General features: G+C 62.1%; 20 protein-coding genes. 13 read left to right on the top strand and 7 right to left on the bottom strand.

Features of this window, described 5'->3' with window-relative positions:
• Positions 1 to 61: 61 nt before the first annotated feature.
• Positions 62 to 6,694, bottom strand: coding sequence for an NEL-type E3 ubiquitin ligase domain-containing protein (locus HX817_RS17230; protein ID WP_256348770.1), 6,633 nt, complete (start codon positions 6,692 to 6,694; stop codon positions 62 to 64).
• A 141-nt stretch (positions 6,695 to 6,835) separates the two neighbouring features.
• Here HX817_RS17230 and HX817_RS17225 point away from each other — a divergent pair, with 141 nt between their 5' ends.
• A complete protein-coding gene (locus HX817_RS17225; protein ID WP_177040650.1) occupies positions 6,836 to 7,051 on the top strand; it encodes a DUF2970 domain-containing protein in 216 nt (71 codons plus the stop codon).
• A 6-nt stretch (positions 7,052 to 7,057) separates the two neighbouring features.
• Here the strand turns inward: HX817_RS17225 and HX817_RS17220 are convergent, their stop codons facing one another.
• Positions 7,058 to 8,137 (bottom strand): ABC transporter substrate-binding protein, encoded by a 1,080-nt coding sequence (locus HX817_RS17220; protein WP_177040648.1) that lies wholly within the window; start codon positions 8,135 to 8,137, stop codon positions 7,058 to 7,060.
• Positions 8,138 to 8,586: 449 nt separating this feature from the next.
• Here HX817_RS17220 and HX817_RS17215 point away from each other — a divergent pair, with 449 nt between their 5' ends.
• Positions 8,587 to 10,245 carry a nitrite/sulfite reductase gene (locus tag HX817_RS17215; RefSeq protein ID WP_003210800.1) on the top strand — a complete coding sequence of 553 codons (1,659 nt, stop codon included), beginning with the start codon at positions 8,587 to 8,589 and terminating at the stop codon, positions 10,243 to 10,245.
• Positions 10,229 to 10,723, top strand: coding sequence for a DUF934 domain-containing protein (locus HX817_RS17210; protein WP_003210798.1), 495 nt, complete (start codon positions 10,229 to 10,231; stop codon positions 10,721 to 10,723). The genes HX817_RS17215 and HX817_RS17210 overlap by 17 nt, the downstream gene beginning before the upstream one ends.
• A 58-nt stretch (positions 10,724 to 10,781) precedes the next feature.
• Here the strand turns inward: HX817_RS17210 and HX817_RS17205 are convergent, their stop codons facing one another.
• Positions 10,782 to 11,282, bottom strand: a complete 501-nt coding sequence (locus HX817_RS17205) for a MarR family winged helix-turn-helix transcriptional regulator (protein ID WP_256579747.1) — start codon at positions 11,280 to 11,282, stop codon at positions 10,782 to 10,784.
• Between the two features lie 52 nt (positions 11,283 to 11,334).
• On the opposite strand from HX817_RS17205, the gene HX817_RS17200 reads away from it, so the two are divergent.
• Entirely contained in the window at positions 11,335 to 12,834 is a 1,500-nt protein-coding gene (locus HX817_RS17200) for an FAD-dependent oxidoreductase (protein ID WP_177040646.1), read from the top strand.
• A gap of 8 nt (positions 12,835 to 12,842) precedes the next feature.
• On the opposite strand, the gene HX817_RS17195 is transcribed toward HX817_RS17200, so the two are convergent.
• Both HX817_RS17195 and HX817_RS17190 read right to left on the bottom strand, forming a co-directional pair.
• On the bottom strand, positions 12,843 to 14,489 hold the full coding sequence (locus HX817_RS17195) for a SulP family inorganic anion transporter (RefSeq protein WP_177040645.1): 1,647 nt from the start codon (positions 14,487 to 14,489) through the stop codon (positions 12,843 to 12,845).
• Positions 14,490 to 14,569: 80 nt separating this feature from the next.
• Complete coding sequence (locus HX817_RS17190) at positions 14,570 to 15,847, bottom strand: serine/threonine transporter (RefSeq protein WP_102604662.1); 1,278 nt, start codon at positions 15,845 to 15,847, stop codon at positions 14,570 to 14,572.
• A gap of 252 nt (positions 15,848 to 16,099) precedes the next feature.
• Here HX817_RS17190 and HX817_RS17185 point away from each other — a divergent pair, with 252 nt between their 5' ends.
• The 3 genes from HX817_RS17185 (at position 16,100) to HX817_RS17175 (ending at position 17,883) form a co-directional block, all read left to right on the top strand.
• The gene (locus HX817_RS17185) at positions 16,100 to 16,483 is read left to right on the top strand and encodes a tautomerase family protein (protein WP_003210790.1); all 384 of its coding nucleotides are present in this window, start codon (positions 16,100 to 16,102) and stop codon (positions 16,481 to 16,483) included.
• Positions 16,484 to 16,535: 52 nt separating this feature from the next.
• Complete coding sequence (locus HX817_RS17180; protein WP_177040644.1) at positions 16,536 to 17,132, top strand: TetR/AcrR family transcriptional regulator; 597 nt, start codon at positions 16,536 to 16,538, stop codon at positions 17,130 to 17,132.
• A 214-nt stretch (positions 17,133 to 17,346) separates the two neighbouring features.
• A complete protein-coding gene (locus tag HX817_RS17175) occupies positions 17,347 to 17,883 on the top strand; it encodes a cysteine hydrolase family protein (protein WP_177040643.1) in 537 nt (178 codons plus the stop codon).
• A gap of 15 nt (positions 17,884 to 17,898) precedes the next feature.
• Here the strand turns inward: HX817_RS17175 and HX817_RS17170 are convergent, their stop codons facing one another.
• Positions 17,899 to 18,225, bottom strand: a complete 327-nt coding sequence (locus tag HX817_RS17170) for a hypothetical protein (protein ID WP_177040642.1) — start codon at positions 18,223 to 18,225, stop codon at positions 17,899 to 17,901.
• The gene (locus HX817_RS17165; RefSeq protein ID WP_143495370.1) at positions 18,222 to 18,707 is read right to left on the bottom strand and encodes a hypothetical protein; all 486 of its coding nucleotides are present in this window, start codon (positions 18,705 to 18,707) and stop codon (positions 18,222 to 18,224) included. Before HX817_RS17165 ends, HX817_RS17170 begins: the two co-directional genes overlap by 4 nt.
• A 29-nt stretch (positions 18,708 to 18,736) precedes the next feature.
• Between HX817_RS17165 and HX817_RS17160 the strand changes: the two genes are divergently transcribed.
• The 6 genes from HX817_RS17160 to HX817_RS17135 all read left to right on the top strand — a co-directional run bounded on the left by HX817_RS17160 (position 18,737) and on the right by HX817_RS17135 (position 25,598).
• Entirely contained in the window at positions 18,737 to 19,687 is a 951-nt protein-coding gene (locus HX817_RS17160) for a 2-hydroxyacid dehydrogenase (protein WP_087692887.1), read from the top strand.
• Positions 19,688 to 19,778: 91 nt separating this feature from the next.
• Entirely contained in the window at positions 19,779 to 21,635 is a 1,857-nt protein-coding gene (locus HX817_RS17155; protein WP_087692886.1) for a pilus assembly protein TadG-related protein, read from the top strand.
• Between the two features lie 130 nt (positions 21,636 to 21,765).
• The gene (locus HX817_RS17150) at positions 21,766 to 22,833 is read left to right on the top strand and encodes a phosphotransferase family protein (RefSeq protein WP_102369275.1); all 1,068 of its coding nucleotides are present in this window, start codon (positions 21,766 to 21,768) and stop codon (positions 22,831 to 22,833) included.
• Positions 22,834 to 22,852: 19 nt separating this feature from the next.
• Positions 22,853 to 23,620, top strand: a complete 768-nt coding sequence (locus HX817_RS17145) for an SDR family oxidoreductase (protein ID WP_003210776.1) — start codon at positions 22,853 to 22,855, stop codon at positions 23,618 to 23,620.
• Between the two features lie 59 nt (positions 23,621 to 23,679).
• Positions 23,680 to 25,113, top strand: a complete 1,434-nt coding sequence (locus HX817_RS17140; RefSeq protein ID WP_177021423.1) for a PLP-dependent aminotransferase family protein — start codon at positions 23,680 to 23,682, stop codon at positions 25,111 to 25,113.
• Positions 25,114 to 25,196: 83 nt separating this feature from the next.
• Complete coding sequence (locus tag HX817_RS17135; protein WP_087692883.1) at positions 25,197 to 25,598, top strand: cupin domain-containing protein; 402 nt, start codon at positions 25,197 to 25,199, stop codon at positions 25,596 to 25,598.
• The last annotated feature ends 39 nt before the right edge of the window (positions 25,599 to 25,637 follow it).

Here is a 25,637-nt window from a genome sequence, read left to right as displayed (position 1 = left end):
GGGTTACGACCACTGAGGCGCGGCAGGCCCGTTTCCGGACCTGCCGCCGGGGCACAGGCTGTTATAGCCTCAGTGCTGCTCTCTCCCGCCCGGACAGGCGAATCAGCAGGGCCTGGCGTTGCTCAGTCCTTTGCTTGGCCAATACCACGGCTTCTGCCTCGTACTGCGCGCCAAACGCCGGATAGCGATCCTCCAGGGCTTCAGCCTCGCGGGCCTGGGTCTGGGCCAGCGTCGTAAAGTCGGCGGCGTATTGCTTCTGCACGTAGTCGACCCAGTACTGGCGCGTGACCAGATCGGCCGTGAACGCCTCGGTCGCCTCCCGGCCGATGATGCTGGCGTAGGCCTGGTCGATATCGGCCTGTTTCACTTGGGAAAGGTTGCGGTACAGCATGCCGGACGGCTGGCGCGGCAACTCCAGGCGTTGGGCCAGGCCGATGCGGTAGGCCAGGCGAATTTCCGCCGGGTCAACACTGGGCTTTAGGCTGACCACGCGGCTGGCGGTGGCTTCAGTCTGTTCCAGGCGGATCATGCTTCTGGCCAGCTTGAACAGCGCCGCGCCTTCTTTTCCGGGTTCCACGGTTTCCAGGGCCTTGAACTCATAGACACTGACTTCAAGGTCGCTGAACAGCAGGATCCAACCGTCACCGCAGGTCGCGTTGATCCGCATGCCGCGAGCCTTGCCGAACAGTTGCTCGCGCAACGCCGGACGTTGCTCGGCGGCCTCCAGCACCTCCCATACCCGGCGCGTCAACTCAGGGCGGTCGGTGATGAAGTCCTGGGCGTTTTTCAGCTGGGAAATGATGTAGAAGAAATCCTCACTGTCGTCAGCGCTCTTGAGCGACTCCCAGACTGCGTGTTTGCTGGAGTCGGCCGCCACGCCAGCAAACCACTGGGCCTTCTGTGCTGCGGGCGTCAGCAGCTCCGGATGCAGCTCACCGCTCAGATCCGCTTCCTCGTGACTGGTACTGAGGAGGAAGCCATCGAGCTCGCGATCAATTTGCTCCCGGGTATAGCCCAGGCCGAACCCCGTTTCCTCGAAGAAGTCGCTCAGGCGCTCGAACACGCGTTCTTCCAGCCCGTTGTCCGTCAGGTTGGTGTTGCTCATCAGGAGGTTGTGGCGAGGCAACAGGGCATCGTCCGGGATGGTCTCGATCTGGTTATTGCTGAGGTCGAGGGTGCGCAGTCGCGGCAGTTCCAATGCCCCGGCCGGCCATTCCTCCAGGACGTTGTTGTGCAGGTCCAGGTTTGTCAGCCCGCGCAGGCCGCTGACATCCAGGCTGGCCAGGGTGTTTTCGCCAAGGTCGAGCCATTCCAGCGCACTTAATGGGCCGAGCAGTGCCTGTAGCTCCACAGCGTCGCGCAAATCATTGTAGGTGGCTTCGAGATGAGTCAGCGCCGTGTATTGGTTGATCACCTCGGGCAGGTGCGCCAGGCCATTCTTGTTGAGCACAAGCCGGCGCAGGTGGGGGAAACTGCCCAGGAACCCATTGGACCCCTGCTCCGTCAGCTTCACCTCGGTGAGGTCGAGCACGCTGACGTGGCTCATTGAAGCCGGCAACGTCGGCAGGTCGCCCAGATACAACCCGGACAGGTCCAGTACCTCGCGCCCGTCCACCGGCGGCACCTCGGGCCGGGCACGCAGGTTGTGGCGCCAGCTTTCAAGGAGCCGGCCGGCGGCACGACGACGGTCGAGGGCACTGACCCAGCCGCCCCCCTCGCGATAACCTTCGATGTCGATCCAACTGTTCAACACCCGGCTCAAGCGTTGATGCTCGGCGCGCAACTGCACCAGGCGTGTGTCGACGCCGGTGGCGCCCAGGCCGGCGTCCAGCCATTCATCGATGCGCGCCACCGCCTCGGCACTGCTCAATGCAGGATCCAGTTGTTGCAGGCGCGCCGCCGGAGTGAGGCGTGCTTGCGCGCCGACGCTCTCGACGTGCAGGGGCAACAGCAACTGGCCGGGGTCGTCCGTGACCCTGACCGGGAAATATTCCGGATCGCCACCGGTCCGACCGATGCGCAGCTGTTCCTGGGGAATGCCCAACGGCTTGTGCAGGTAGATTTCCGGCCCCACCAACGGCAGTAATTCCACATCAAGGCCCAATGGATTTTCCCGCAGGGTGCGTTGTGCAAAGGCCAGGATATCGGCGCAGGCCCGGGCAGTCAGTCGGCAACCCCGCAGGTTGCTCTTGAGCATCAGCGTGTCGTGGCCGGTGAGCGCCTGGGCGGGCACCCGGGTGATAGCGCTGTGGCTCAGGTCCAGGCTCTCCAGGACTGGCAAGTCCAGGACACCCTCAGGCCATTCGGTGATTCCAGTGCGGCTGAGGTTCAAGTGGCGCAAGGCGTTGAGGCCACGCAGATCCAGGCTCGCGACACGGTTGTATTGCAAGTCCAGGGTTTCAAGAGCCGTCAGGCGGCTCAAGCGTTGCTGGATGGACGGGATGATGCTCAGTTGGTTGTGGGAAAGATCCAACTGGCGCAGGGCGGTGAAGTTGTCCAGGGCCGACGGCAGCTGTGCCAGGTTGCTGGCACTGAGGTTCAAGTCTTCAATGGCGTTGAATGCGCCGAGAAAGTCATTCAGCGCCTCAATCGAAACCCGGGTGCCGCTCAGGTTGACCTGTTTGACATGGGCGAACGCGGCCGCCGGCAACCCGGGCAAGTCGCCCAGCACGCCCCCCGACAGGTTCAGTGTGGCGGTCGGCAGGTTGGAGCGCGCCGACATGCCCGACGGCGCAAGCCGCGGCCCCAGGCCTTCACGCCAACTGTCCAGGAGCCGCTCGGCGGCGCGCTGGCGGTAAAAGACATCCACCTGCCGGCGGTCAACCCGCAACTCCCTGGCCGCCCACTCCTGCAGGTCCCGGCTCAGGGCGAGCTGTTCGTCGAGTACCTGGTGAGTGCGAGCCAGTATCTGTTCAGTGGTCAGACCCTGCTGCCGGAACTGAGAGACAACGTCTATGCCAAACCCCCAGTGCACATTTTTCAAGCGGTCCATCACGCCTTCACAGTAACCCTGCACCAGGGCTTGCTCATTGAGCAGGTGAGCCGGATTGCCCCGCACATGTTCATACACCGCCATGAATTCCCGGCGGTCAAACGCGGCCCACCGCAGGTTCAGGCCGCGCCACAATCGTTCATGCCCGATGAGCATCGACGGGGGTACCGAACGGATGTTTGTTCGCCACAGGTCGAGCCTCTCAAGGTGCTCAAGTGACGTCACCCCCTGTGGCCACTCCTGCACCGAGCCCTCCATGCGCAACGAGCGCAGGTGCGTGAGGGGGCTGACGTCCAGGTTTTGCGAAAGCCCCGCGACGGACAGGTTGCGCAAGCGCTCCATTGCCCCCAGGCGTTGAATGAAGGGGACCGAATAGGCCACGTCCCGACCATTCAACGTCAGTTGGTTGAGATCGACGAAGCGGTTCAGCCCGTCGACCAGTCCGGTGCCCGGCGTTGCGTCAAAAAACACCTCAAGGTGTCGCACCCGGGAAAACTGATCGGCCAGGCGCACGCCCTGATCACCCAACAAAAGCTCGGCATGTGCGCTCAGCGCCTGCACATGGGAAAAGTCTGCACTCAGGCGCGGAAGGTCCGTCACGCTGCCCAACGACAGAATGCTCTGGGGCGGCCGCTCGCGGTAAATGCCCTGGCGCCAGCAACCGATGATGTCAGCCGCTACCCGTTGTTGCTGGCTGGCCCCGCCCGCCTGCCCGGCTGCAGCGGCGGTCCACTGATCAAGCTCTGCCTGCAACAGGTCGAACTCACGCTGGCGGTTTCCCAGCAGGGTGAAGATCTGTTGGGCGCTTTCACCGGCCTGCAATCGGCTCAGGACAAAATCGCTGGCCTGCCCGGCGTTGAGGTTCGGATAGAGCGCCTGCACCCTCGCCGTCAGCGATGCATCCACGTCAAAGCCTTTGCCCCGACCGCTCAACGGGTAACCCAGGACGCCCCCCGCCCCCGTCAACACGGGTCGCGAACGCGGTGCGCGCAGGCCGAGCACATTGGACATTTGGCTACGGCGGCGGATGGCATAACTGGCCACCGCCTGTTGCAGTTCCCGGTCCAGGGTCGCCACGGGCATGTCCAGGCCAGGTCGGGCCGCAGCGGGGATCGCATGCACGACGGACTGGAAGAAATTACGCCGCCCGGTGGTCCGGCTGTTCAGCGCGACACCGCGCTCGTCGTAGGCCTGGAAGGCTTCGCCCTGCTTGACCAGGTATCTGCGCAGCGGCGCATCTTGCGGGCCAATGCTGTTCAGTAACGGTCCTTCGACAGCCTGAAAGCGCACTTCCAGGCGCAGATTGGTGGGCCAGCCCGGCAAGTGTTGCAGGCAATGCAGGGCCAGGCGGTCAGTGTCGGCACCGGCGTCGGCCTGACGATGCAGCCCCGCCAGGGCACGGCTCAGGCGGCCTTGTTGGACTGCGCGGCGAGCGGCATTGTCCAGGCGCGCCGAGGCTCCACGCTGACTGCGCAGTTGCAAGCGCTCCGGTTCGCTGGCGGTATCAAGAATTTCCTGGATGGCTCGCCTCGACAATCCAGGGAAGCGCCGTTGCAGCACCGCCTCTTCGCCAGCCAGCGGCGCCGTATCCGCCACTGGCTGGCTGCGGAACTGCTCCAGGGTATCGGCCAGCACGGCGGGCAGCGGCCTGCCTTCGATATACGCCTTGCGCAACACGTCATCCTGGACCCCACTGATATCCCCAATAATGCCCAGTGTCGTATCAGAGAATTCTTCAGTGGCAGGCCCCAGTCGTCGCAACAGGGTCAGGCGGTCCCATTTGAAGGGCTGCTCATGCACATGCCGCCAGGCACCGGCGTTGTTGTGTTCAAGGATCGGTTGGTAAGCCTCGGGATTATCCGGGTGTTTGATCCGCCACTTGCGGATTCGGCTGTCGAAGACCTTTTCATGCAGGTTTTCGCCGATACGCACATAAATCTTGCCGCCTGTCTCGTACTGGCCCCGGGCATTGGGCTTGACAGCCGGGGCCAGCACCACCTCGCTGCGGTACGGCGCCAGGTCCGGTTTCCACAGCCGAGCCTCACCACTGGGCAGTTTGACCGGTACCAGGCCATCCACCCAGCGGGACACCTGGATTTTCGGCGCGCGACCGGCCAGGGCCGTCGAACCGCCGAGGGCGGCCATGAAGGCCACGTTCAGCGCCACCGACTCCAGATGTCCCCAGGCGGCATCCATGTCGCCTTCCTTCCACGCCTCGATGCCATGGTAGACCTCCAGGCCCAGTTGCACAGCCGTGACCGCCAGCATCACCTCCCCCAGGCCGGGCACGACAAAGGCCGCCACGTTCAGCACATTCAAGCCAATACTCAGCCAATGTTCGTGGCGTTCCTGGGCAGCCTTGCGATCCGCCTCGGCGGTGGGTACGGCGAGCGTTCTGGCGTTATCTTTCAGGCGTTGCAGGTGGTTGTCATAGAGCGCTCCGAACAGCTCGCCACTGATGAGGCTTTCGCGGCGCGCCAGGTTGACGTTCGGGTCGTAGACCTGCTCCATGTAGCCTCTGGAGTTCCACTCGAAGGTAAAGAGCTTGGTCTTCAGTCGTTGCAGGAAAGCCGGGGCTTCGTCTTGCGGCACCAGGCTGGCAAACAGCCGCTGATACTCCGGGGAGCGCAGGTTGATCGCCAGTTCCGCCTCGAACGCCTTTATCGACGGGTATTCCTTGAGCGGGCACAACGGCGCACCGGGGATCCACGCCACCAGCCGCTGGTCGGCCGCGGCCGGCACCAGCAACTCCCCTAGCGAGGCGCCGGGCACCAGCACAGTGCCCCAGCCCAACGGCTGCCGGGCATCTGCGATCGCGCCGACGCCCGGCCCGATCAGTACGACTTCACCCAACTTGCAGCCGAGAATCGCCAATTGGCTGCAGGCAACGGGCTTGCCATCCAACTGCGGCCGTTCGGTACCGGCCAGTAAGGCGTTGAGCATGGCATAGGCACTGTCGCTGATTTCGTTCTTCATCCGCGCCGTGTGCAGCCTGACGGCCAGCAGTTTCTTGTGCGCGTCGATCATCTGCTCGCGCACCACGGCCTTGGTGCCCGCCTCCTCGAACACTTGTTGCAAATGCGCCTGGTATTGCTGGCCCAGGTCCAGCGTGCGGCAGAACGCGGCAAACTGGTCCGGGGTGACGGCGAGCTTTTCGCGGTAGCGATAGCGGGCCCGGCGTGAATGGTCGTTCAGAATTTCGCCGTAGTACTCGGTGAACAACGCCCCTTCGGGGGCCAGCGCGCTGGTTTGCTCAAGGGCGATATCGGCAAAGTCTTCATTGCCTTCAAAGTTGAGCAATGCTGCCTGCAACAGCGAATGCTGTTGCGGCACCTGACGGTAACGCAGGTAGTGCAACTGGTGCTTGTGGACGTCCGGTACCTCACCGAACCGTTTGCGCCAGGCGTCTTCCAGCAGCGGCTGGGCGAACTCGGTGATGCCCTTGAGGCCGTCGAGAGTCTTGGCCAGCCGCTCGTGGGCGCGGCGACTGGCCAACTGGCTGTCGGCGAATGCCTGGCGCAACCCCTGGGGCGCGTTACTGAGCCAGGCAGGTGGTGCATCCTCGGGGACGCGCCCGGGCAGCAGGCCCGGCTTCAAGCGTCGGATGTCCGCAGCCGCGCTGCGGGCAATCCAGCCGGGCAAGCTGTTCTTGATCAATGCGGTGTGTAGCCCCTGCTCTGTCGGGGCGGGTAAGGTTGGCATGCGCTCGTTCCTGATGACTCTGTTAAGGAGTCCCAGTACAGCGAACGGGCCAACCGCCAGGGCGGTAGATAGCTACAGCCGGTGTTTTGCGGGAACTTGGCTATCCTCATCCATGGGTTTGATCCCTACCGCGAGGCCTTTATGGACGATTCCAACAACAAGCCACCGACTTTCTGGCAGATGCTTCACAGCGTGATGGCAGCCGCCTTCGGGGTGCAGAGCGGGAAGAATCGCGCCCGCGACTTTACCCATGGCAAGCCCAGCCACTTTGTCATCCTGGGTATTGTGTTTACCGCCGTGTTTGCCTTGACCCTGTTTGCCATCGTCAAGCTGGTGCTGCACCTGGCCGGTGTTTGAAGCCGGTCAATGCATCAGCAGTTGCAGGCTGAACGGGTAGCGATAGGTGGCTGGCTTGCCCTGGGCTGACAGTGCTCGAAAGTCGACGCCGTAGTCCTCGCGCCCCTGCATCTCTAAAAGGCGCGTAGCTTGTGGCGGATCAATCAATCGAAAGAGCCCAAGCTTGCGCTCACGCCCACCGTACTGCGCCATGCCCAGGCCGCGGGCATCGTCATGCAGCACCACCATCGCCCAGCCGCCAAGGGTGAAATGCCCGGCCATCAGCACACTCAGGCGCCCCTCAAGGCGCGCCTGCAACGCTTCGGGCGAACTGTTGACCGCGCTGAACAACACGTCCGTGCCCGGCGTGCGCCCGCTGCCTTTGAGTGCATCCATTGCCCCCAGCGCCATTTCATCGTTGGCCGCCCACACCAGCGCGGTCTGCGGGTAGCGTTTGAATAACTGCGTGGCCTGGTCGAAAGCGCGCTGGCGACTCCACTCGCCATACACCAACTGGCGCAGGCGCACCTGCGGATGATCCGCCAGGGCGCGCTGCAAGCCTCGCTCGCGCAGTTGCGCGGCGGGAGTGGTCTTGGCCCCGGAGAACGCGATCAGGTCGAGGGTCTGGCCGGGGGCGACAGGCCCATGCAGGCGCAACAACTGGGTGAGCATCAAGTAGCCCGCCTGTTCGTCGTCGGCGACCATGCTGCCGATCCAGTCAGGGTATTTGCCGGCGTCCAGCAGTTGAGTCTGGTCCGCGGTCAGCGCGTTGTTGACGATCAGCAGCTTGACCCCGCTGCCCTGGGCCAGGCGCAAGATCTGCGGGGCAATGTACTGCTCGTTGACCAGCACCAGGTAGTCCGGGCGCTCGGCGCCTTGCAGGGCTTCACGGGCCTGCACCAGCGTGGTCTCGGGGTTGCGCTCGGAATAGCGCACACGCAAATCCAGGCCGAGGTCCCTGGCGGCGGCCTGCATGAATTGCGCGTAGCTGACCCAGAAGGTCTCGGTCGAATTGCCAGGGTTGAGAAACACCACCGACGTCGCCTGGGCGATGGCCCAGAACGGCATGCTCAGCACCAGCAAGCACTTGCAGAGAACCTTCAACATCGTTGCCTGAGCCCTTCGGAATGACGGCCCATGATAATGGCATCAGGCCGGTCAATCTCGGCTAATTGCCGATTGTCGACAACAAGGCTCGATAACGCCCTTTTATTGATGGCTGACCCAGAACACGGCAGTGGAAACCACCAGGATAATCAAAAACAGAATGGCCCACGCATCGACACTGCTGTCACTTTTGCGCGCTTTGGTCGGATTGCTCATAGCATCGCCTCTTGTCGGTTTTATAGGTGATTGCACAAAGACACGAGCACAGTAAAGTTCATGATTGCCCGCATGACAAATGTGGGTATCGCGATAACCGTTCTCATTAGGCCATTTGGTTATTTGCATATACTCAAACATCACTTTTGCGCATAAACGCAAACTGGTATCGTGCGCCGGCTCCGTTGGGAGTGCGCGGCCGTGCGCGCAGATTTGCCGAGAACAGGACCTATATGTACGTATACGACGAATACGATCAGCGCATCATCGAGGACCGCGTCAAGCAGTTCCGTGATCAGACCCGACGCTATCTGGCAGGTGAACTGAGCGAAGAAGAGTTCCGCCCTCTGCGCCTGCAAAATGGCCTTTATGTTCAGCGCTTTGCGCCGATGCTGCGGGTTGCCGTGCCTTATGGCCAACTGACTTCCCGTCAGACGCGCATGATGGCCAAGATTGCCCGCGACTTCGACAAGGGCTATGCCCACATCAGTACTCGCCAGAACGTTCAGTTCAACTGGCCGGCCCTGGAAGACGTGCCGGACATCCTGGCTGAATTGGCCACCGTGCAGATGCACGCCATTCAGACCAGCGGTAACTGCCTGCGCAACGTGACCACCGACCAGTTCGCCGGCGTTGCCGCTGACGAGCTGATCGACCCCCGCCCATGGTGTGAAATCGTCCGTCAATGGACCACCTTCCACCCGGAATTCGCCTACCTGCCGCGCAAGTTCAAGATCGCCATCAATGGCTCGACCTCGGACCGCGCCGCCATCGAAGTGCACGATATCGGCCTGGAGCCGGTGCACAACGCGGCGGGCGAGTTGGGCTTCCGTGTGCTCGTCGGCGGTGGCCTCGGTCGTACGCCGGTAGTGGGTGCCTTCATCAACGAATTCCTGCCGTGGCAGGACCTGTTGAGCTACCTCGACGCGATCCTGCGGGTCTACAACCGCTACGGCCGTCGTGACAACAAGTACAAGGCCCGGATCAAGATCCTGGTAAAAGCGCTGACCCCCGAGGTGTTCGCCCAGAAAGTCGACGCCGAGATGGAACACCTGCGCGGCGGCCAGACCACCCTGACCGACGCCGAAGTGCACCGCGTTGCCAAACACTTCGTCGACCCGGACTACAAGGCCCTGAGCAATCAGGACGCCGCGTTGGCCGAGCTCGATGCGCAGCACCCGGGTTTCGCCCGCTGGCGCACCCGCAACACCCTGGCCCACAAAAAGCCGGGCTATGTGGCCGTGACCCTGTCGCTGAAACCTACCGGTGTTGCACCGGGTGACATCACCGACAAGCAACTGGACGGCGTCGCCGACCTGGCCGAGCGCTACAGCTTCGGCCAACTGCGCACCTCCCACGAGCAGAACATCATCCTCGCCGATGTTGAACAGTCTCAACTGTTCACCCTGTGGGGCGAGCTGCGCGAGCAGGGTTTTGCCACGCCGAACATCGGCCTGCTGACCGACATCATCTGCTGCCCGGGCGGCGACTTCTGCTCCCTGGCCAACGCCAAGTCGATCCCGATTGCCGAATCGATCCAGCGCCGTTTCGACGACCTGGACTACCTGTTCGACATCGGCGAGCTGGACCTGAACATCTCCGGTTGCATGAACGCCTGTGGTCACCACCACGTCGGCCACATCGGCATCCTGGGCGTGGACAAGAAAGGCGAAGAATTCTACCAAGTGTCCCTGGGTGGCAGCGCCAGCCGCGATGCGAGCCTGGGCAAGATCCTCGGCCCGTCCTTCGCCCAGGAAGCCATGCCTGACGTGATCGGCAAGCTGATCGACGTGTACGTTGAACAGCGCACCGAAGATGAGCGTTTCATCGACACTTACCAGCGCATCGGCATTGACCTGTTCAAGGAGCGCGTCTATGCAGCGAATCATTAAGAACAACGAAGTCCTCGACGAAACCTGGCACCTGCTGCCCAAGGACGCGAGCTTCGATGGCATCTCCAACTGCGACGACCTGATCGTGCCACTGGCCCTGTGGCGCGAGCACGCTCACGCCCTCAAGGCCCGCGACGGCGGCCTGGGTGTATGGCTGGACGCCGATGAAGAAGCCGAAGAGATCGGTGATGACGTGGAGCACTTCCAGGTCATCGCCCTGAACTTCCCGGCCTTCACCGACGGTCGCAACTACTCCAACGCCCGCCTGCTGCGTGACCGTTATGGTTACAAGGGCGAGCTGCGGGCGATTGGCGATGTGCTGCGCGACCAGTTGTTCTACCTGCGCCGCTGCGGGTTCGATGCCTTCGCCTTGCGCGCGGACAAAGACCCGTACGAAGCGCTGGAAAGCCTCAAGGATTTCTCGGTGACGTACCAGGCCGCGACGGATGAACCGTTGCCGTTGTTCCGCCGCCGGTAACCGCTGGGAGTCGTTTAAAAATACCCCTCATTGAGGGGTATTTTTTTGCCCGGCTTTTCTATCGATTCTCAAGCGTCAGAGTGACCAGCGCATCGTCGTTGAGGTCGGCGGCAAACTTGCCCATCAGCCGCACCAGGTCGTCGATGTCCTGCTGTTCCCAGGTGGCGAAAATGGCCATCCCCATTCGCGTACGTGCCTCATCCACCCGATCCGTCATTGCCTTGCCCTGCGGGGTGATCACCGACTCGCGAACCCGGCGGTCCTTGGCACTTTCCTGGCGGTCGACCAAACCGAGGCTTTCCAGCTTCGCCACCTGGCGGCTGACCGTGGTGTAGTCGCGTCCCACGCGGTCGGCCAGCTCCACAACGCCGATCGGCCCCAGCCGCTCCACCAGCACCAGCAGCGGAAACAGTGCCCGATCAAGGGCGATACCCGCCTCCCGGACCATCACTTCGTCGCGCTGCGGCCGGTTCATGGCACCGACAATTTCAATCAGCGCCCCGTGAAGCTCGCGAATCTGAAGACCTATAGGTGTATTTTGCACGCTTTCTGTTGACACGGAATCTTCCTTGCTCAAATATATGTGCATATTACATATAAAGGCAGTCCAGATGAAAGAGCAATGCGCAGTCGACGTTCTGATTTGTGGTGCCGGTGCGGCCGGTTTGACCCTGGCGATCGACCTGGCGCGACGAGGCATTTCCTTCCGGCTGATCGAAAAATCCCCCGCGCCGTTCCACGGCTCGCGGGGCAAGGGTATTCAACCCCGCACCCTGGAAATATTCGAAGACCTCGGCATTCTCGACCGGATCACCGCTGCGGGCGACGTCTACCCGCCCGAGCGGCGATACAACGAAGATGGCAGCCACATCGACGCCGAGGTTATCGAGCTCTCGGCGCCAACGTCAGCCGAACCTTATCAGCAGCCTATGATGCTGCCGCAGTTCCTCACCGAACAGGTGATGCGCGAGCGCCTTCTGGAATTGGGGCACCGCCCGGCGTTTGGCTGCGAGTTAGTCAGCTTCGAGCAGGACAGCCACGGCGTGACCGCATATTTGGTCGGCAACGAAGGCGAACAGACACTGCGTGTACGTTGGCTCATTGGCGCAGACGGCGGCCGCAGTGTGGTACGCCGCACGCTGGACATCGGATTTCCTGGGCAGACCCTCGGGGTCCGTGCCATCGTAGCCGATGTGCTTATGACCGGCCTGTCGCGTGACTACTGGCACCGGTTCAGCACTGAGTGCATGACAACGCAGGTCGCAATCTGCCCATTGGCGGGGACCGAGCTGTTTCAGATACAGGCGCCGATTCCGCTGGACACAGAAGTTGACCTCAGCGCTGAGGGGCTCATGAACATGGTGGCAGAGCGCACGGGTCGGCAGGACATTCATATCGACTCTGTCTCCTGGGCGTCGGCCTACACGATGAATGCGCGGCTGGCCGATCACTATCGCGTAGGACAGGTATTTCTTATCGGCGATGCCGCGCACATCCACCCACCCACCGGCGGCCAGGGCCTCAATACCAGCGTGCAAGATGCCTACAATCTGGGCTGGAAGCTGGCGGCGGTGACGGCCGATGCGCCCGAAGCGTTGCTCGACACCTATGAGGAAGAGCGACGGCCTGTGGCAGCCTCGATGCTCGGCCTGTCGACCAGGCTGCTGGACGGAATGAAAAAGGGCGACATGCGCCGCGGCCGCGAGGTGCACCAACTCGATATCGGGTATCCCCACTCCTCGCTCGCAGTGCAACCGGCAGAACGAGAAGGCCGCTTGCTCGCCGGTGACCGGGCGCCCGATGCAACCGTGCGGGACGCCAGCGGCCATTCGTCCCGGCTATTCAAGCTGTTCCAGGGCGTGCATTGGACATTGCTGGGCTATGAGGTGGAACGCGGGTCACTGAAGCCTGCCGCCGGGCTGCATATCCATCGCTTCGGGCCGGGCGGCGACCTGGTGGATGATCAGCGACAGTTCAATGACGCTTACAACCTCGACCATGGCGAATGGGTGCTGGTGCGCCCCGATGGCTACGTCGGCGCGATCTTCACAGACGTTGAGAAACTGCACGGCTACCTCGCCCAAGTGGGGCTCAGCGCCGAGGCGTTTTAATGTCGGGCTCAGGCAGTTGGCTGCAACGCCAACTGCACCGCGCCATCAACACTCAAGCCGCTGATCAATACCTGGGGAGCACACGCCTCAGGCAGCGTCTGCAACACCTCCTGCGCCTCATGCCGTACGCGGGCCAGCACCAGGCATTTGCCCTCCCCTCGCACCTGTACGAAAAATGCCTGCAATGCCTCGATGCTGGTGCCGTCCAGGTCGGGGGATTCTTCCAGGCTGAGCACTACCGTGTGCACCGGTAACGTAGCGCGCCGCATCAGGCTCAACACCGCCCCCAACACTCGCTCGGCATTCGCGAAGAACAGCGCTTCACTGGGCCGCACGATCAGCACACCGGGGATCCGTTCGGCGCTCGGGTGATGCAGCAAGTCGACAAAATCATGCCCACCGTCAATGCGCCCCAACTCGCGCACGTCCGCCGACGACATCTGGCGCAACATCAACACCACGCTGATCCCGACCGCCACCAATAACCCATCCAGCACCCCCAGCACCAACACCGCCGCCACCGCGCAAATCACCAGCAACCGGTCGCGCCGCCAGGAGAAATAGCGGCCCAGGGGCTGCAGGCTCAAGCCACGGCCCAAGGCGTAAATGACGATGGCGGCAAGCACCGGCTCCGGCGTCAATGCCACCAGCGGCAGCACCGTCAGCACGATCGCCAACACCACCAGCGCCGCCACGGCGCCCGCCAGCCGCGAGTTGGCTCCCGCCGCCTCATTGGCCGATGTCGCCGAATACCCGGCGCCGGTGGGCATGCCCTGGAACAGCCCGGACAGCAGGTTGGCGGCCCCCAGCGCCAGCAGGTCACGGTTGGATGACACGCGATCACCATGCTTGAGGGCGAAGGAGCTGATGGAGCCGTAGGACTCGGCGTAAAGAATCATCACCATGGCAAACGCCAACTCTCCCAGGCGCAGCCAGTCGGCGAACGGCAATACCGGCAAATGCGCCAGTTCCAGACGCAGGTCGATGACGCCGATCAACGCCACGCCATGGGCCTGCAGATCCAGCCACTGGCCGGCGGCAATCCCGAGGATCACCACCAGCAACCCGCCCGGCAGGCGCCGAACTCGCGCGCATAGCCAGAGCAGCAGCAACGCGACGCCCGCGACGGCAGCGGCGGCCCAGTTCCAGCGCGGCAGTTGCTCCAGGAGCTGGGGCAGGAAGCGAATCAGGTTGTTGTCGGTCAGGTGCACGCCCACCACGCTGGCCAACTGCTTGAGGATGATCGTCAGCGCCAGGCCAAAGGCAAAGCCACGCAACACCGGCTTGGCGATAAACGAGGTCAGCCCGCCCAGCTTGAGCATCCCGGCCAACAGGAAAAACGCCCCCGTCACCAGTACCAGGCCCATTGCCAGGCTCAGCCTGAGTGCCGGGTCATCCCCCGCCAGCGTTGCCGTGGCCGCCGCCAGCACCGCTGCCGAGGACGATGTGGCAGAGACAATCGCGAAGCGGCTGGTGCCAAACAGGCCGTAGCACAACAATCCGGCAAACAAGGCGATCACGCCCGCCTGGGGCGGCAACGCGGCGATACTGGAATAGGCCACGGCCTCGGGCAGCAACAGGCCGGCGATGGACAGGCCGGCCAGCAAGTCTTGTGCACGGTTCGGCGTGGTGTCGCTCTCAGGCTTGGTGTTCAATCCCTAATTCCCTGGCAAAAAAAACGGCCAATCCGCTGTCTGCGAATTGGCCGTGATCATTGCACTGAAACCGGGTGCTGTCAGGACACCAGCGAATAAATCAGCGCGGTAATCGCCACCAGGCCCACCGCCGTCACGAACACGTTGGACGCCTGGCCACGGTACTTGGCCATCGCCGGCACCTTGCGGATCGCGTACATCGGCATCAGGAACAGGATCGACGCAATGATCGGCCCGCCCAGGGTCTCGATCATGCCGAGGATGCTAGGGTTGAGGGTCGCGACGATCCAGCACACCACCAGCATGAAGGCAGCCGTCATGCGGTCCAGGGTCTTGGCAGCCGGGCGACGGCCGCTTTTGAGCACCAGGCCCTTGAGGCCTTCACTGGCGCCGATGTAATGGCCCAGGAACGACTTGGCAATCGCCACAAACGCGATCAGCGGCGCGGCGAACTCGATGGTCGGGTTGCTGAAGTGGTTCGCCAGGTAGGACAGGATCGACAGGTTCTGCGCCTTGGCTTCGGCCAGTTGCGCCGGCGACAGGGTCAGTACGCAACTGAACACGAAGAACAGCACCATCACTACCATCAGGATGTGTGCCCGGGACAGGATCTGCGAGCTGCGTTCCTCGGCGTGTTCGCCGTACTGGCGCTTCTGGTCCACCGCAAAGGCCGAGATGATCGGCGAATGGTTGAACGAGAACACCATCACCGGAATCGCCAGCCACAGGGTATGCAGCAGCGCCGACGGGGCCGGCACGGTGCTGGCGGTGCTGAGGATGCCGCCGTTCCAGTGCGGCACCAGGTACACGGCGAGGAACAGCAAGGCGACGATAAACGGATACACCATCAGGCTCATGGCCTTGACGATCACCTGCTCGCCACACCGCACCACGGCCAGCAGGCCGAGGATCAGCACCAGCGACAGGATCGCCCGCGGCGGCGGCGCGATGTGCAGTTGATGTTCCATGAAACTGCCGACGGTGTTGGTCAGCGCCACGCTGTAGATCAGCAGGATCGGGAAGATCGCGAAGAAGTACAGCAAGGTGATCGCGGCGCCGGCCTTGAGGCCGAAATGTTCTTCGACCACGTCGGTGATGTCCGAGCCTTCACGGCCCGAGAGCACAAAGCGGGTCAGGCCACGGTGCGCGAAAAACGTCATCGGGAATGCCAGCAGCGCGAGGATCACCAACGGCCAGAAGCCGCCAAGGCCCGCGTTGATCGGCAGGAACAAGGTGCCGGCGCCGATGGCCGTACCGAACAGGCCGAGCATCCAGGTGGTGTCCTGGCGGCTCCAGCTTGTGAGGGTTGCAGGTGTCGTTGCGTAGCGTTCGTCGACGCTATTGGCCTGATCATTCATCCGTTCGGATCTCCGCATTCACTCAGTCGAGACGAGTCAGAAAAACCTGACAGGCAGCGCCACGACCGAAACAGGGGCGCGATTGTCCGGGATTCGCCTGAAGAAGCAAAGACTTAGCTGAGGAATGGTTGTGCGGTGCAGAGGATTGAAGGCGATTTTGGCAGCGTCAATTTTACATTTCATAAGAAATCTATTTTATAAATTCATCACGTCATGTATTTTTAAAGCACGCCCCTCACTGGACTACCTGCCATGCCAATCGTGCGCATCGACCTTCGGAAAAACCCCGACGTCACCTACGCCAAGCGCGTCGGCGTATTGATCTACAACGCCATGCACACGGCCATCGGCGTGCCTGAACACGACAACTTCCAGATCCTCACCGAGCACGATGAACACCACTTCATCTATGACCCGGAGTACCTGGGCATCCAGCGCACCGACAACCTGGTGATCATCCAGATCACCCTGAATGAAGGCCGCAGCACCGAGCAGAAAAAGCTGTTGTACAAGACCATCGCCGAGAGCTTGAACCGTGAACTGGCGGTGCGCCTGGAAGATGTGTTTATCAGCCTGGTGGAGGTCAAGAAGGAAAACTGGTCGTTCGGCAACGGGATTGCGCAGTACGCCAGCTAAACGTTTTATGATGCCACCCATCACTGCCACCACCTGATCCAGAGAGCCCTCGATGCCACGCGTGTCCCGCAAACAAGCCGAACTCAATCGCGAAATCATCGTCGAGGCCGCCACGCGGCTGTTTCGTGAACGGGGCATCCATGGCATCAGCGTGTCGGACGTGATGGCCGCCGCCGGGCTGACCCATGGCGGTTTCTACGGGCACTTCGAGTCCCGCGAGGCGCTGGCCACGGAAGCCTGCAACCGGGCATTCGAACAATCGAACGAGCGCTGGCAGGCCAGGGTCGAGCAGAGCCCCGACCCCGAGACTGCACGCCTGGCATTGATCGATCCTTATCTGTCGGCGGCCAATCGCGACCACCCCGGGGACAGTTGCCCGGTAGCGGCGTTTGCCGGGGAGATATGTCACGAAGCGGTCGACAGTCCGCTGCAGCAGAGCTTTATCCAAGGCTTTGAGGCATCCGTGGGGATCCTGAGCGCTACCCAGGCGACCGGCACACCTGAGGGTGACCGCCAGGCCGCCATTGCCCAGTACGCGATGATGGTAGGCGCAATTACCCTCGCCCGTGCGACCAAGGGAAACAGCCTGTCTGATGAATTCCTCGAAGCAGCCAGAAATCTGCTGATCCCGCAAAAAAACCTCGACTGACGCGTTGACAGGCAAACGCCAGCGCCAGCATGATCGGCCCATGAACATTTTCCAGCTGGCCCTCACCCGTACCACCACGACCGCTCCCGGCGGGTCGTGTGGTAGCGGTGAGTGGCGCGCAACCTAAGCCACCCGGATTTACCCAAGGCCCCGCCAGCAATGGACGGGGCCTTTTTATTGCTCCGCCCATTCGGCAACCACAAGGAGCAGTACCATGCCTGACATCAAGCGCCCCGCCCTGCTGGTCATCGACATGCAGGTCGGCCTGTACGACGGCCCGGAAAAACCCTATGAACGCGAGCGCGTACTCGACAACATCAACCAGCTGATTCAGCGCGCCCGACACGCTGGCGTGCCGGTTTTCGCTGCACGTCACACCGGCCCTGCGGGTTCGCCCATCGAGGTGGGCAGCCCGTTTTGGCAACTATGGCCAGCACTGGAGGTTGATGAAGCTCGCGACACGGTTTTCAATAAAACCCGGCCCAGCTGTTTTCTCGGCACCGAGTTGTCGCAGCAACTGGCGGCGGCACAGGTGAATGAACTGGTGATCGTCGGGATGAAAACCCAGTACTGCATCGACACGACGTGCCGAGTGGCCGTGGAGCTGGGGTTCTCGGTGCTGCTGCCGGAGGATGCCCATACTTGTATGGACACCCCGGCGTTATCGGCCGCATCGATTATCGAGCACCATAACGCAACCTTGGCCGGGGCATTTGTGCAGCGTGTGAAAGCTGACGATATCTACTTCTAAAGCCTGGAGCTTTACCTAAGCCGAGGTTCTCAATACGTTGCGCAGTTCGCCATTGATCGCGCTCTGCGCAACAGCCAGTTGCTCCACCAGATCACCGGCTGCGTGCGCCGTTAACGCAATCACTGGGCGGTCCCAGTCGTAATTTCTTATTACATTGATGCGGAACCCACCATGGATATCGAAGGAGGGGTACCAGCCGACATCCAATATAAGCCCACCGGCGTATTCAACCTGAAGCATGTCCTCTTTCAACAGGTGAACCTGACTCTCCATCGCCCCATCCTGCAAGATGGAGAGATCATCATGGGTGACGTTTCCGTCAATAAAGCCTAGTGAGATCAACTTGTTAACCTCCTGAATTCCTGCTCGGAAATCGGATGACCATGTATGACGCCCGCGCTTGACTCAATTCGAACCCAGTAACTGGGCTTGCCATCACTGGCACCTATGACTTGCGGATACTCCCTGAGTTTCCAGGGTTTTGCATGAGTGCTTGGCACTCCATTTTTATAGGCTTCTCGCTCAAGCTTTTCAATATTTATACCGGGCTTGTATTTGGCCGGGCCGTATCGGGTGCTGCTGACAATATCTTCCCAAGCTAGGTTTTTTGATGGGCTGTGCTTGTAGCCATAAGGGGTCCACTCGACGATTTCGGGGGTGGCAGGAACATGCATCCATGACGTCTCTGCTAAGGAAAGTCGTCGAAGTCTGCTGCAGTAAAAAGGCCTGGGACGAGCGGTCTGGAAAATCAGATTAGGCTGGTGAGAAATGAAATTTTTCTGCGGTAAAGAAACGATCGGGACTACAAATCCCGCATAATCCAAGCCTCTAATCCTTCAGGAAGAACCTTCCGATGCCCGTCACCGTTCTGGTCCTGGTTGAAACCATCAACGACTACCTGCCGATCATCGAAGGCAATGGCTTTCACGTGATTCTTGCGCCCACCCCGGCCGAACGCGCCAAGGCCATCAAGACCCACGGCGGGCAGGTCCAGGCGGTGCTGACCCGTGGCCCGCTGGGCCTGTACGCCGAGGAAATCGCCGCGCTGCCGCTGCTGGAGATCATCTGCGTGATCGGCGCCGGGTATGAACACGTGGACCTGCAAGCCGCCAGCAACCGTGGAATCGTGGTCACCAATGGCGCCGGGGTGAATGCGCCGTCGGTGGCCGACCACGCCATGGCGTTGTTGCTGTGCCTGGTGCGGGACATTCCCCGGGCGGACGCAGCAGTACGGCGCAGCGAATGGCCCAAGATAATGCGCCCTTCCCTGGCCGGCAAACAGTTGGGTATTCTCGGCCTGGGCGCCGTGGGCCTGGAAATCGCCAAGCGGGCCGCCCTGGGTTTTGGCATGGAGGTGAGTTATCACAACCGCCAGCCCCGCGAAGATGTGGACTACACCTACTGCGCCACCGCCGTGGAACTGGCGCGGGCCTCGGACTTCCTGATCCTGGCCACCCCGGGCGGCGCCAGCACGCGACATTTGATCGACCGCCAGGCCCTCGACGCACTGGGGCCCAACGGTTTCCTGGTGAACATCGGGCGTGGCAGCGTGGTGGTCACCGCCGACCTGATTACCGCCCTGGAGCAACGGCGCATCGGCGGCGCGGCACTGGACGTGTTCGACGATGAACCCAACGTGCCCGACGCGCTCAAGCGCCTCAGCAATACCGTGCTCACGCCCCACGTCGCCGGCCTGTCGCCGGAAGCCGCCCATGACACCGTGCAGCGCGTGGCGGACAACCTGCTGGAATACTTTGCCGGCCGCCCTGTGCTGACGCCCGTGGCACTGCCTCCGCGAAAATAATGGCCAATAGCCATAAATCCTTGCAAAACCTGACTACACTGCCTGAGGGGATATTCAGGATGCCGGTACTGGACCGGCGAAGGAACGCAGGATGGTTTGCCAAGGACCCGGCTCGGCCCGCCAACGCGGCGCAATAGGACTGATGGGTGCGATGACCCTGGGGATCGCACTGTTGTTCCTGTTGCTGGTGGTCGACAGCGGCCGGCTGTACCTGGAAAAGCGCAAGCTGCAACGGGTTGCCGACACCGCGGCGCTGGAAGTGGTCACCCGCGGCGGCGCCTGCGTGACGCCGAATACCAACGCCGCGCAATTCGCGATCCAAAGCGCAGCCCGCAATGATTTCCCGCTCAACGCAGACCGTACCCTGGCGACCACCTGTGGCACCCTGGTCACCGGGGCTGACTTCATGCGCGCCTTCAGCCCCAATCCCTCAAGGTCCGATGCGATCCAGGTCATCGCCACCCACCGCGTCGTCACCAGTATCGCCAACCGCCTGTTCATGCTGCTCTCCACCGGCCCTTTCGAGCCGACCATCCGGTTGCAGGCAGTGGCCGTGGCCGCCGTGCCCGCGCCACCGGTGGCCGTACTGACCATCCGCAGCACCTTGCTGACCGTGGACAGCACCAAGTCCGCCGCACTCAATGCGTTGATCGGCGGACTGCTGGGGGGCAAATTGCAACTCGACGCGGTGGGCTGGAAGGGCCTGATCAATACCGATATCAACCTGCTCAGTTACCTGGACGCGCTGGCGATTCAATTGAAGGTCAGCGCCGGCAACTACGACGAGTTGCTCAAGACCGACGCCAGCGTCGGCGATCTGATCCAGGCCGCGATAGATGTACTCAAGCTGGGGGGCGATGCGGTCAAGGTGGTGATCAATAACCTGGAAGCGATCAAGCTGATTGCACCCGGCACCAAGATCCTGCACCTGGGCGACCTACTGACCATCCAGAACGGCACCGACAAGAGCGCCCTGGACGTTAACCTGCAACTATTCAACCTGATCCAGGGGTTTGTGCAACTGTCGAACAAGTACAACGCGGTCGCGGTGGAGTTGCCGGTGGATGTGCTGGGACTGCTGAATATCACGGTCAAGACCAAGGTCATTGAACCGGCGCAGGTTTCCGCCATAGGTAACCCCAAGCTGATCGCCACCCAACCGATCTACGTCAGGACCGCGCAAGTCAGGACGTTGATCTCGGTGAAACTGCCGGCAATCGGCGCGGTGAACGATTTACTGGGCGGGGTAACGGCGCTGGTGGGCCTCTTGTTAGGCAGCTCCTTTGATCCCAAAATCGGCCAGCAAATCGATGTAGCACTGGAAGCCGCCAGCGGCAGCAGCACGGTCACCGGATATCGCTGCAACGGGCCTGCGGACAAAGCCTTGTCGGTGCTCGGTACCACCTCGGCGGTTAGGCTGATGGTGGGCCAGATCGACCCAAAAAACCTGTTTTCCTCCACAGCACCACTGAACGTTGACGAATTCCCATTACTCGACCTTGGGGTGAAGACCTGTAGCAACGGTGTCTGCGATCCCCGGCAACCGTATGGCGTGGGTGGCATCAGCCTGAAGATCGACAGCAGCGTGGCCAAGACCGTCCGGAACCACACTTACCTGTCGCCGCCCGAGTTGAAAAGCCCCCCGGATTACTTCAGTTTCAGTTCCAACAACGTGGTGGGCAGCTTGAGCAACACCCTCAATGGCATCCAGTTGATCAACCATCCACCGACACAGGGCGGACTGATTGGGCTGGTGCTGAACCTGGTGGTCGGCCTGATCACCGGCGTACTGAATCTGCTCAGCGGCATCATCTCCGGACTGCTCAGCCCGCTCCTCGACCCGCTGGTCAATAACCTGCTCGCCGGCCTGGGCATCGACCTGGCAAAAGTCGAAATCGGTGCCAACCTGTCCTGCAACCCCGGCGGGCGCGCAGTTCTGGTGATCTGAGCACATCAAGCCCGCTGATCATCGGCCAACACGCTAACCTATTAAGCCGCCCCAACCTTGTGGCTTGGCGGCCGCGCGCATTAGATTAGCCAATAGTCCAAGGCCTTAAGAATAAGCAGAAGGGATAAGCATGGCGCTTAATGACCAATCGACCCAGATTCGCCCCGGCGAAGAACTTGATGCCAGCCTCATCGATCCCTACCTCAAGGCCCATATCCCGGGCTTGAGCGGCAGCGTCAAAATCAGCCAGTTCCCCGGGGGTGCCTCCAACCTGACGTACCTGCTGGAATACCCCGGCCAGGAATTCGTGCTGCGCCGCCCGCCCTTTGGCCACAAGGCCAAGTCCGCCCACGACATGGGCCGCGAATACCGGATTCTCAACCAGCTCAAGGACGGTTTCCCGTATTGCCCCAAGGCCTACGTGCACTGCACCGACGAGTCGGTGATCGGCGCCGAGTTCTACGTGATGGAGCGGGTCAACGGGATCATCCTGCGCTCGGACCTGCCGCCGGAACTGGGCCTGGACGCGGCGAAAACCGAAGCCTTGTGCAAAAGCTTTATCGACAAGTTCGTCGAGCTGCACCAGGTCGACTACAGCGCCTGCGGCCTGGCCGACCTGGGCAAGCCCGAAGGTTACGTGGAGCGGCAGATTCGCGGCTGGAGCGACCGCTACGAAAAAGCCCTGACCCCCGACGCCCCCAGCTGGGAAGCGGTACGTGCCTGGCTCAACGACAAGATGCCGACCGACCACCCCACCTCGAGCATCGTCCACAACGACTACCGCTTCGACAACGTGATCCTCGACCCGCATAACCCGATGCAGATCATCGGCGTGCTGGACTGGGAACTGACCACCCTCGGCGACCCGCTGATGGACCTGGGTAACACCCTCGCCTACTGGATCGAAGCGGCCGACCCGGCCCCGGTGCAACTGATGCGCCGCCAGCCGAGCAACGCCCCCGGAATGCTTACCCGCCGCCAGTTCGTCGACTACTACGCCGAACGCTCCGGGATCCAGATCGACAATTTCGACTTCTACTACACCTACGGCCTGTTCCGCCTGGCCGGCATCGTGCAGCAGATCTACTACCGCTTCTTCCATGGCCAGACCCAGGACAATCGCTTTGCACAGTTCATTCACATGAACAAGCTGCTTGAGCAGATGAGCCTGAATGTCATCAAACAGTCTTCCCTCTGACCCTCTTCAAGGAAAAACCATGTCCAAGACCCAACTGTTCGACCTCGACGGCAAGATCGCTTTCGTTTCCGGCGCCAGCCGCGGTATCGGTGAGGCCATCGCCAAGTTGCTGGCCCAGCAAGGCGCCCACGTGATAGTGTCGAGCCGCAAGATCGACGGCTGCCAGCACGTGGCCGACGCGATCATCGCCGACGGCGGCAAGGCCACGGCAATTGCCTGCCATATCGGCGAAATGGAACAGATCACCAACGTGTTCGCCGCGATCCGCGAACAGTTCGGCCGCCTGGACATCCTGGTCAACAACGCCGCCACCAACCCGCAGTTCTGCAACGTGCTGGACACCGACCTGGGCGCATTCCAGAAGACCGTCGACGTGAACATCCGCGGCTACTTCTTCATGTCGGTGGAAGCCGGCAAGCTGATGCGCGAGAACGGTGGCGGCAGCATCATCAACGTGGCCTCGATCAACGGGATTTCGCCGGGCGTATTCCAGGGCATCTACTCGGTGACCAAGGCCGCCGTGATCAACATGACCAAAGTCTTCGCCAAGGAATGCGCGCCGTTCGGCATTCGTTGCAACGCACTGCTGCCGGGCCTGACCGACACCAAGTTCGCCTCGGCACTGGTGAAGAACGACTCGATCCTGAAAATGGCCCTGGCGCAGATCCCCCTCAAGCGCGTGGCCGACCCGAGCGAGATGGCCGGCGCGGTGCTGTACCTGGCCAGCGACGCGTCGAGCTACACCACCGGTGTATCGCTGAATGTGGACGGTGGTTTCCTGTCCTGATTCGGCTGGCGGGTGACTTGCGGTAATCTTGCGGGTGATTGCTTGCCTCTGGATGAAACATGGAACTGCACGTCGTTATCAAGGGCCGCAAGGACCTGGCCGAACAGCTTTACCAGCAATTGCGCACGGCCATTGAGTCGGGACAACTGGTGGCCGGGTCGCAATTGCCTCCCAGCCGCTTGCTGGCCCTGCAACTGGGCGTGTCGCGCAAGACAGTCTCAGACACCTACGCGGCGCTGACCTACGAAGGGTTGTTGGTCGGCAGGATCGGCCGTGGCACGTTCGTCAACGCCTGGGCCACGCGCCGCGAACACCTGCAAAGTGCCGCCGACCTTGCCTGCGCCGCCAACCTGGCCAAGTGGCAGGCCCTTCCCGCGCCCATGGGTCACCCCAACCGTGAAACCCGCCCGAGCCGGGACTTTATCGGCGGTGCCACCGCCCGCAGCCAGTTCCCCCAGGATGAATGGCGGCGCTGCACCCTCGATGCCTTGCGCCGTATCTCACAGGACAGCGGCTTCTACAGCCGGCCGGAAGGCTTGCCGGCCCTGCGCAGTGCAATCGCCGGGCATATCGCATTTTCCCGTGGGGTAAGGTGCAGCGAAGACGACATCGTAGTCACCAACGGCGCCCAGCAGGCGCTTGACCTGATCGCCCGCGTGGTGCTGGAACCGGGCACCGTCGTCGCCATGGAAGACCCCGGCTACACCCCGGTACGACTGATGTTCGACGCCATGGGGGCGACCGTGGTGGGCGTGCCGGTGGACGAACACGGCCTGCGGGTCGACTTGATTCCCGACGGCGCGCGGCTGATCTACGTGACACCGTCCCATCAGTTCCCCCTGGGCATGCCCATGAGCGTGCCGCGCCGTGAGGCGTTGCTGGCACGTGCGCTGGCGTTGGGCGCCATCGTGATCGAGGATGACTACGACAGCGAATTCCGCTACGAGGGCCGCCCCACCGACTCCCTGCAAAGCATGGACACCCGCGGCGTGGTCGCCTACGTCGGGACCTTCTCCAAAACCCTGCTGCCGGAGTTGCGCCTGGGCTACACGGTGTTGCCGCCGGCGATTTTCGGCGCGGTGCTCAAGGCCAAGCAACTCACCGACCAGCACAGCTCCACCCTGCCGCAATGGGCCCTGGCCAAGTTCATCAGCGAAGGCTACCTGCTCAAGCACATTCGGCGCTGCCATGGGGTATATGCCGGGCGCCGGGAACGGATTCTGCAGCGCCTGGCGGGGGACCTCTCGCCGTGGTTCGACGTGGTGCCCACCGTGGCCGGGTTCCATCTGGCCGCACTGTGCAAGGTGCCGGTGAATATTCCGCAGCTCACCCAATTGGCACGGGAGGCTGACGTGGGGCTCTATCCGCTGAGCGTGTTTTTCCACGACACACCGGTACGCGAGGGACTGAAGATCGGGTTTGGCGCGATCGAAACCCTGGACATTGACCCGGCGCTGGACGTGGTGCGGGATATCCTGCGACAGATTGGCTGAGGGAATTTCCGCCGGATTGGCTATTGGTCAAATCCGGATCGGGGCCTAGGGTGAACGGGTCTCGACTCACTCGGAGCCTCACCATGAAAGTACTGCTCGGCACCACCCTGCTGCTGGCCTCGTTAAGCGCCTTTGCCCACGACCCGGTGTACAACCAGGAAAAGATCAACGTGTTGCAGGAACACGCCCTGGCCAACGTTCCCGGCAAGAAAACCGTGATGCTCACCGTGGACTACGCCCCGGGCCAGGCCACCGTGCCCCATAGCCACACCGGCACGGCCGTGGCCTATGTGCTGGAAGGTGCAATCACCTCGCGGGTCAACGATGAAAAGGCGATCACCTACACGGTCGGCCAGTCGTTCTATGAACCTGCCGGCTCGCGGCACTTTGAATCCAGCAATGCCAGCCAGACCCAACCGGCGAAACTGCTGGTAGTGATGGTGATGGATGACAAGGCCGACGTGCTCACGCCGCTGCCCCACTAACCCGCGCCACCGCACCCTCCTGTGGGAGCTGGCTTGCCG

This window comes from Pseudomonas sp. C6002, from assembly GCF_013385805.1.
Lineage (GTDB): Bacteria > Pseudomonadota > Gammaproteobacteria > Pseudomonadales > Pseudomonadaceae > Aquipseudomonas.
Note: the sequence above shows the minus strand (reverse complement) of the source record. Positions and strands in the feature narration are given on the sequence as shown.

Excerpts from the sequence above, each read along its gene's own strand:
- HX817_RS17230 (WP_256348770.1), bottom strand. The coding sequence starts at position 6,694 with ATGCCAACCTTACCCGCCCCGACAGAGCAGGGGCTACACACCGCATTG.
- HX817_RS17225 (WP_177040650.1), top strand. The coding sequence starts at position 6,836 with ATGGACGATTCCAACAACAAGCCACCGACTTTCTGGCAGATGCTTCAC.
- HX817_RS17220 (WP_177040648.1), bottom strand. The coding sequence starts at position 8,137 with ATGTTGAAGGTTCTCTGCAAGTGCTTGCTGGTGCTGAGCATGCCGTTC.
- HX817_RS17215 (WP_003210800.1), top strand. The coding sequence starts at position 8,587 with ATGTACGTATACGACGAATACGATCAGCGCATCATCGAGGACCGCGTC.
- HX817_RS17210 (WP_003210798.1), top strand. The coding sequence starts at position 10,229 with ATGCAGCGAATCATTAAGAACAACGAAGTCCTCGACGAAACCTGGCAC.
- HX817_RS17200 (WP_177040646.1), top strand. The coding sequence starts at position 11,335 with ATGAAAGAGCAATGCGCAGTCGACGTTCTGATTTGTGGTGCCGGTGCG.
- HX817_RS17190 (WP_102604662.1), bottom strand. The coding sequence starts at position 15,847 with ATGAATGATCAGGCCAATAGCGTCGACGAACGCTACGCAACGACACCT.
- HX817_RS17185 (WP_003210790.1), top strand. The coding sequence starts at position 16,100 with ATGCCAATCGTGCGCATCGACCTTCGGAAAAACCCCGACGTCACCTAC.
- HX817_RS17180 (WP_177040644.1), top strand. The coding sequence starts at position 16,536 with ATGCCACGCGTGTCCCGCAAACAAGCCGAACTCAATCGCGAAATCATC.
- HX817_RS17175 (WP_177040643.1), top strand. The coding sequence starts at position 17,347 with ATGCCTGACATCAAGCGCCCCGCCCTGCTGGTCATCGACATGCAGGTC.
- HX817_RS17160 (WP_087692887.1), top strand. The coding sequence starts at position 18,737 with ATGCCCGTCACCGTTCTGGTCCTGGTTGAAACCATCAACGACTACCTG.
- HX817_RS17155 (WP_087692886.1), top strand. The coding sequence starts at position 19,779 with ATGGTTTGCCAAGGACCCGGCTCGGCCCGCCAACGCGGCGCAATAGGA.
- HX817_RS17150 (WP_102369275.1), top strand. The coding sequence starts at position 21,766 with ATGGCGCTTAATGACCAATCGACCCAGATTCGCCCCGGCGAAGAACTT.
- HX817_RS17145 (WP_003210776.1), top strand. The coding sequence starts at position 22,853 with ATGTCCAAGACCCAACTGTTCGACCTCGACGGCAAGATCGCTTTCGTT.
- HX817_RS17140 (WP_177021423.1), top strand. The coding sequence starts at position 23,680 with ATGGAACTGCACGTCGTTATCAAGGGCCGCAAGGACCTGGCCGAACAG.
- HX817_RS17135 (WP_087692883.1), top strand. The coding sequence starts at position 25,197 with ATGAAAGTACTGCTCGGCACCACCCTGCTGCTGGCCTCGTTAAGCGCC.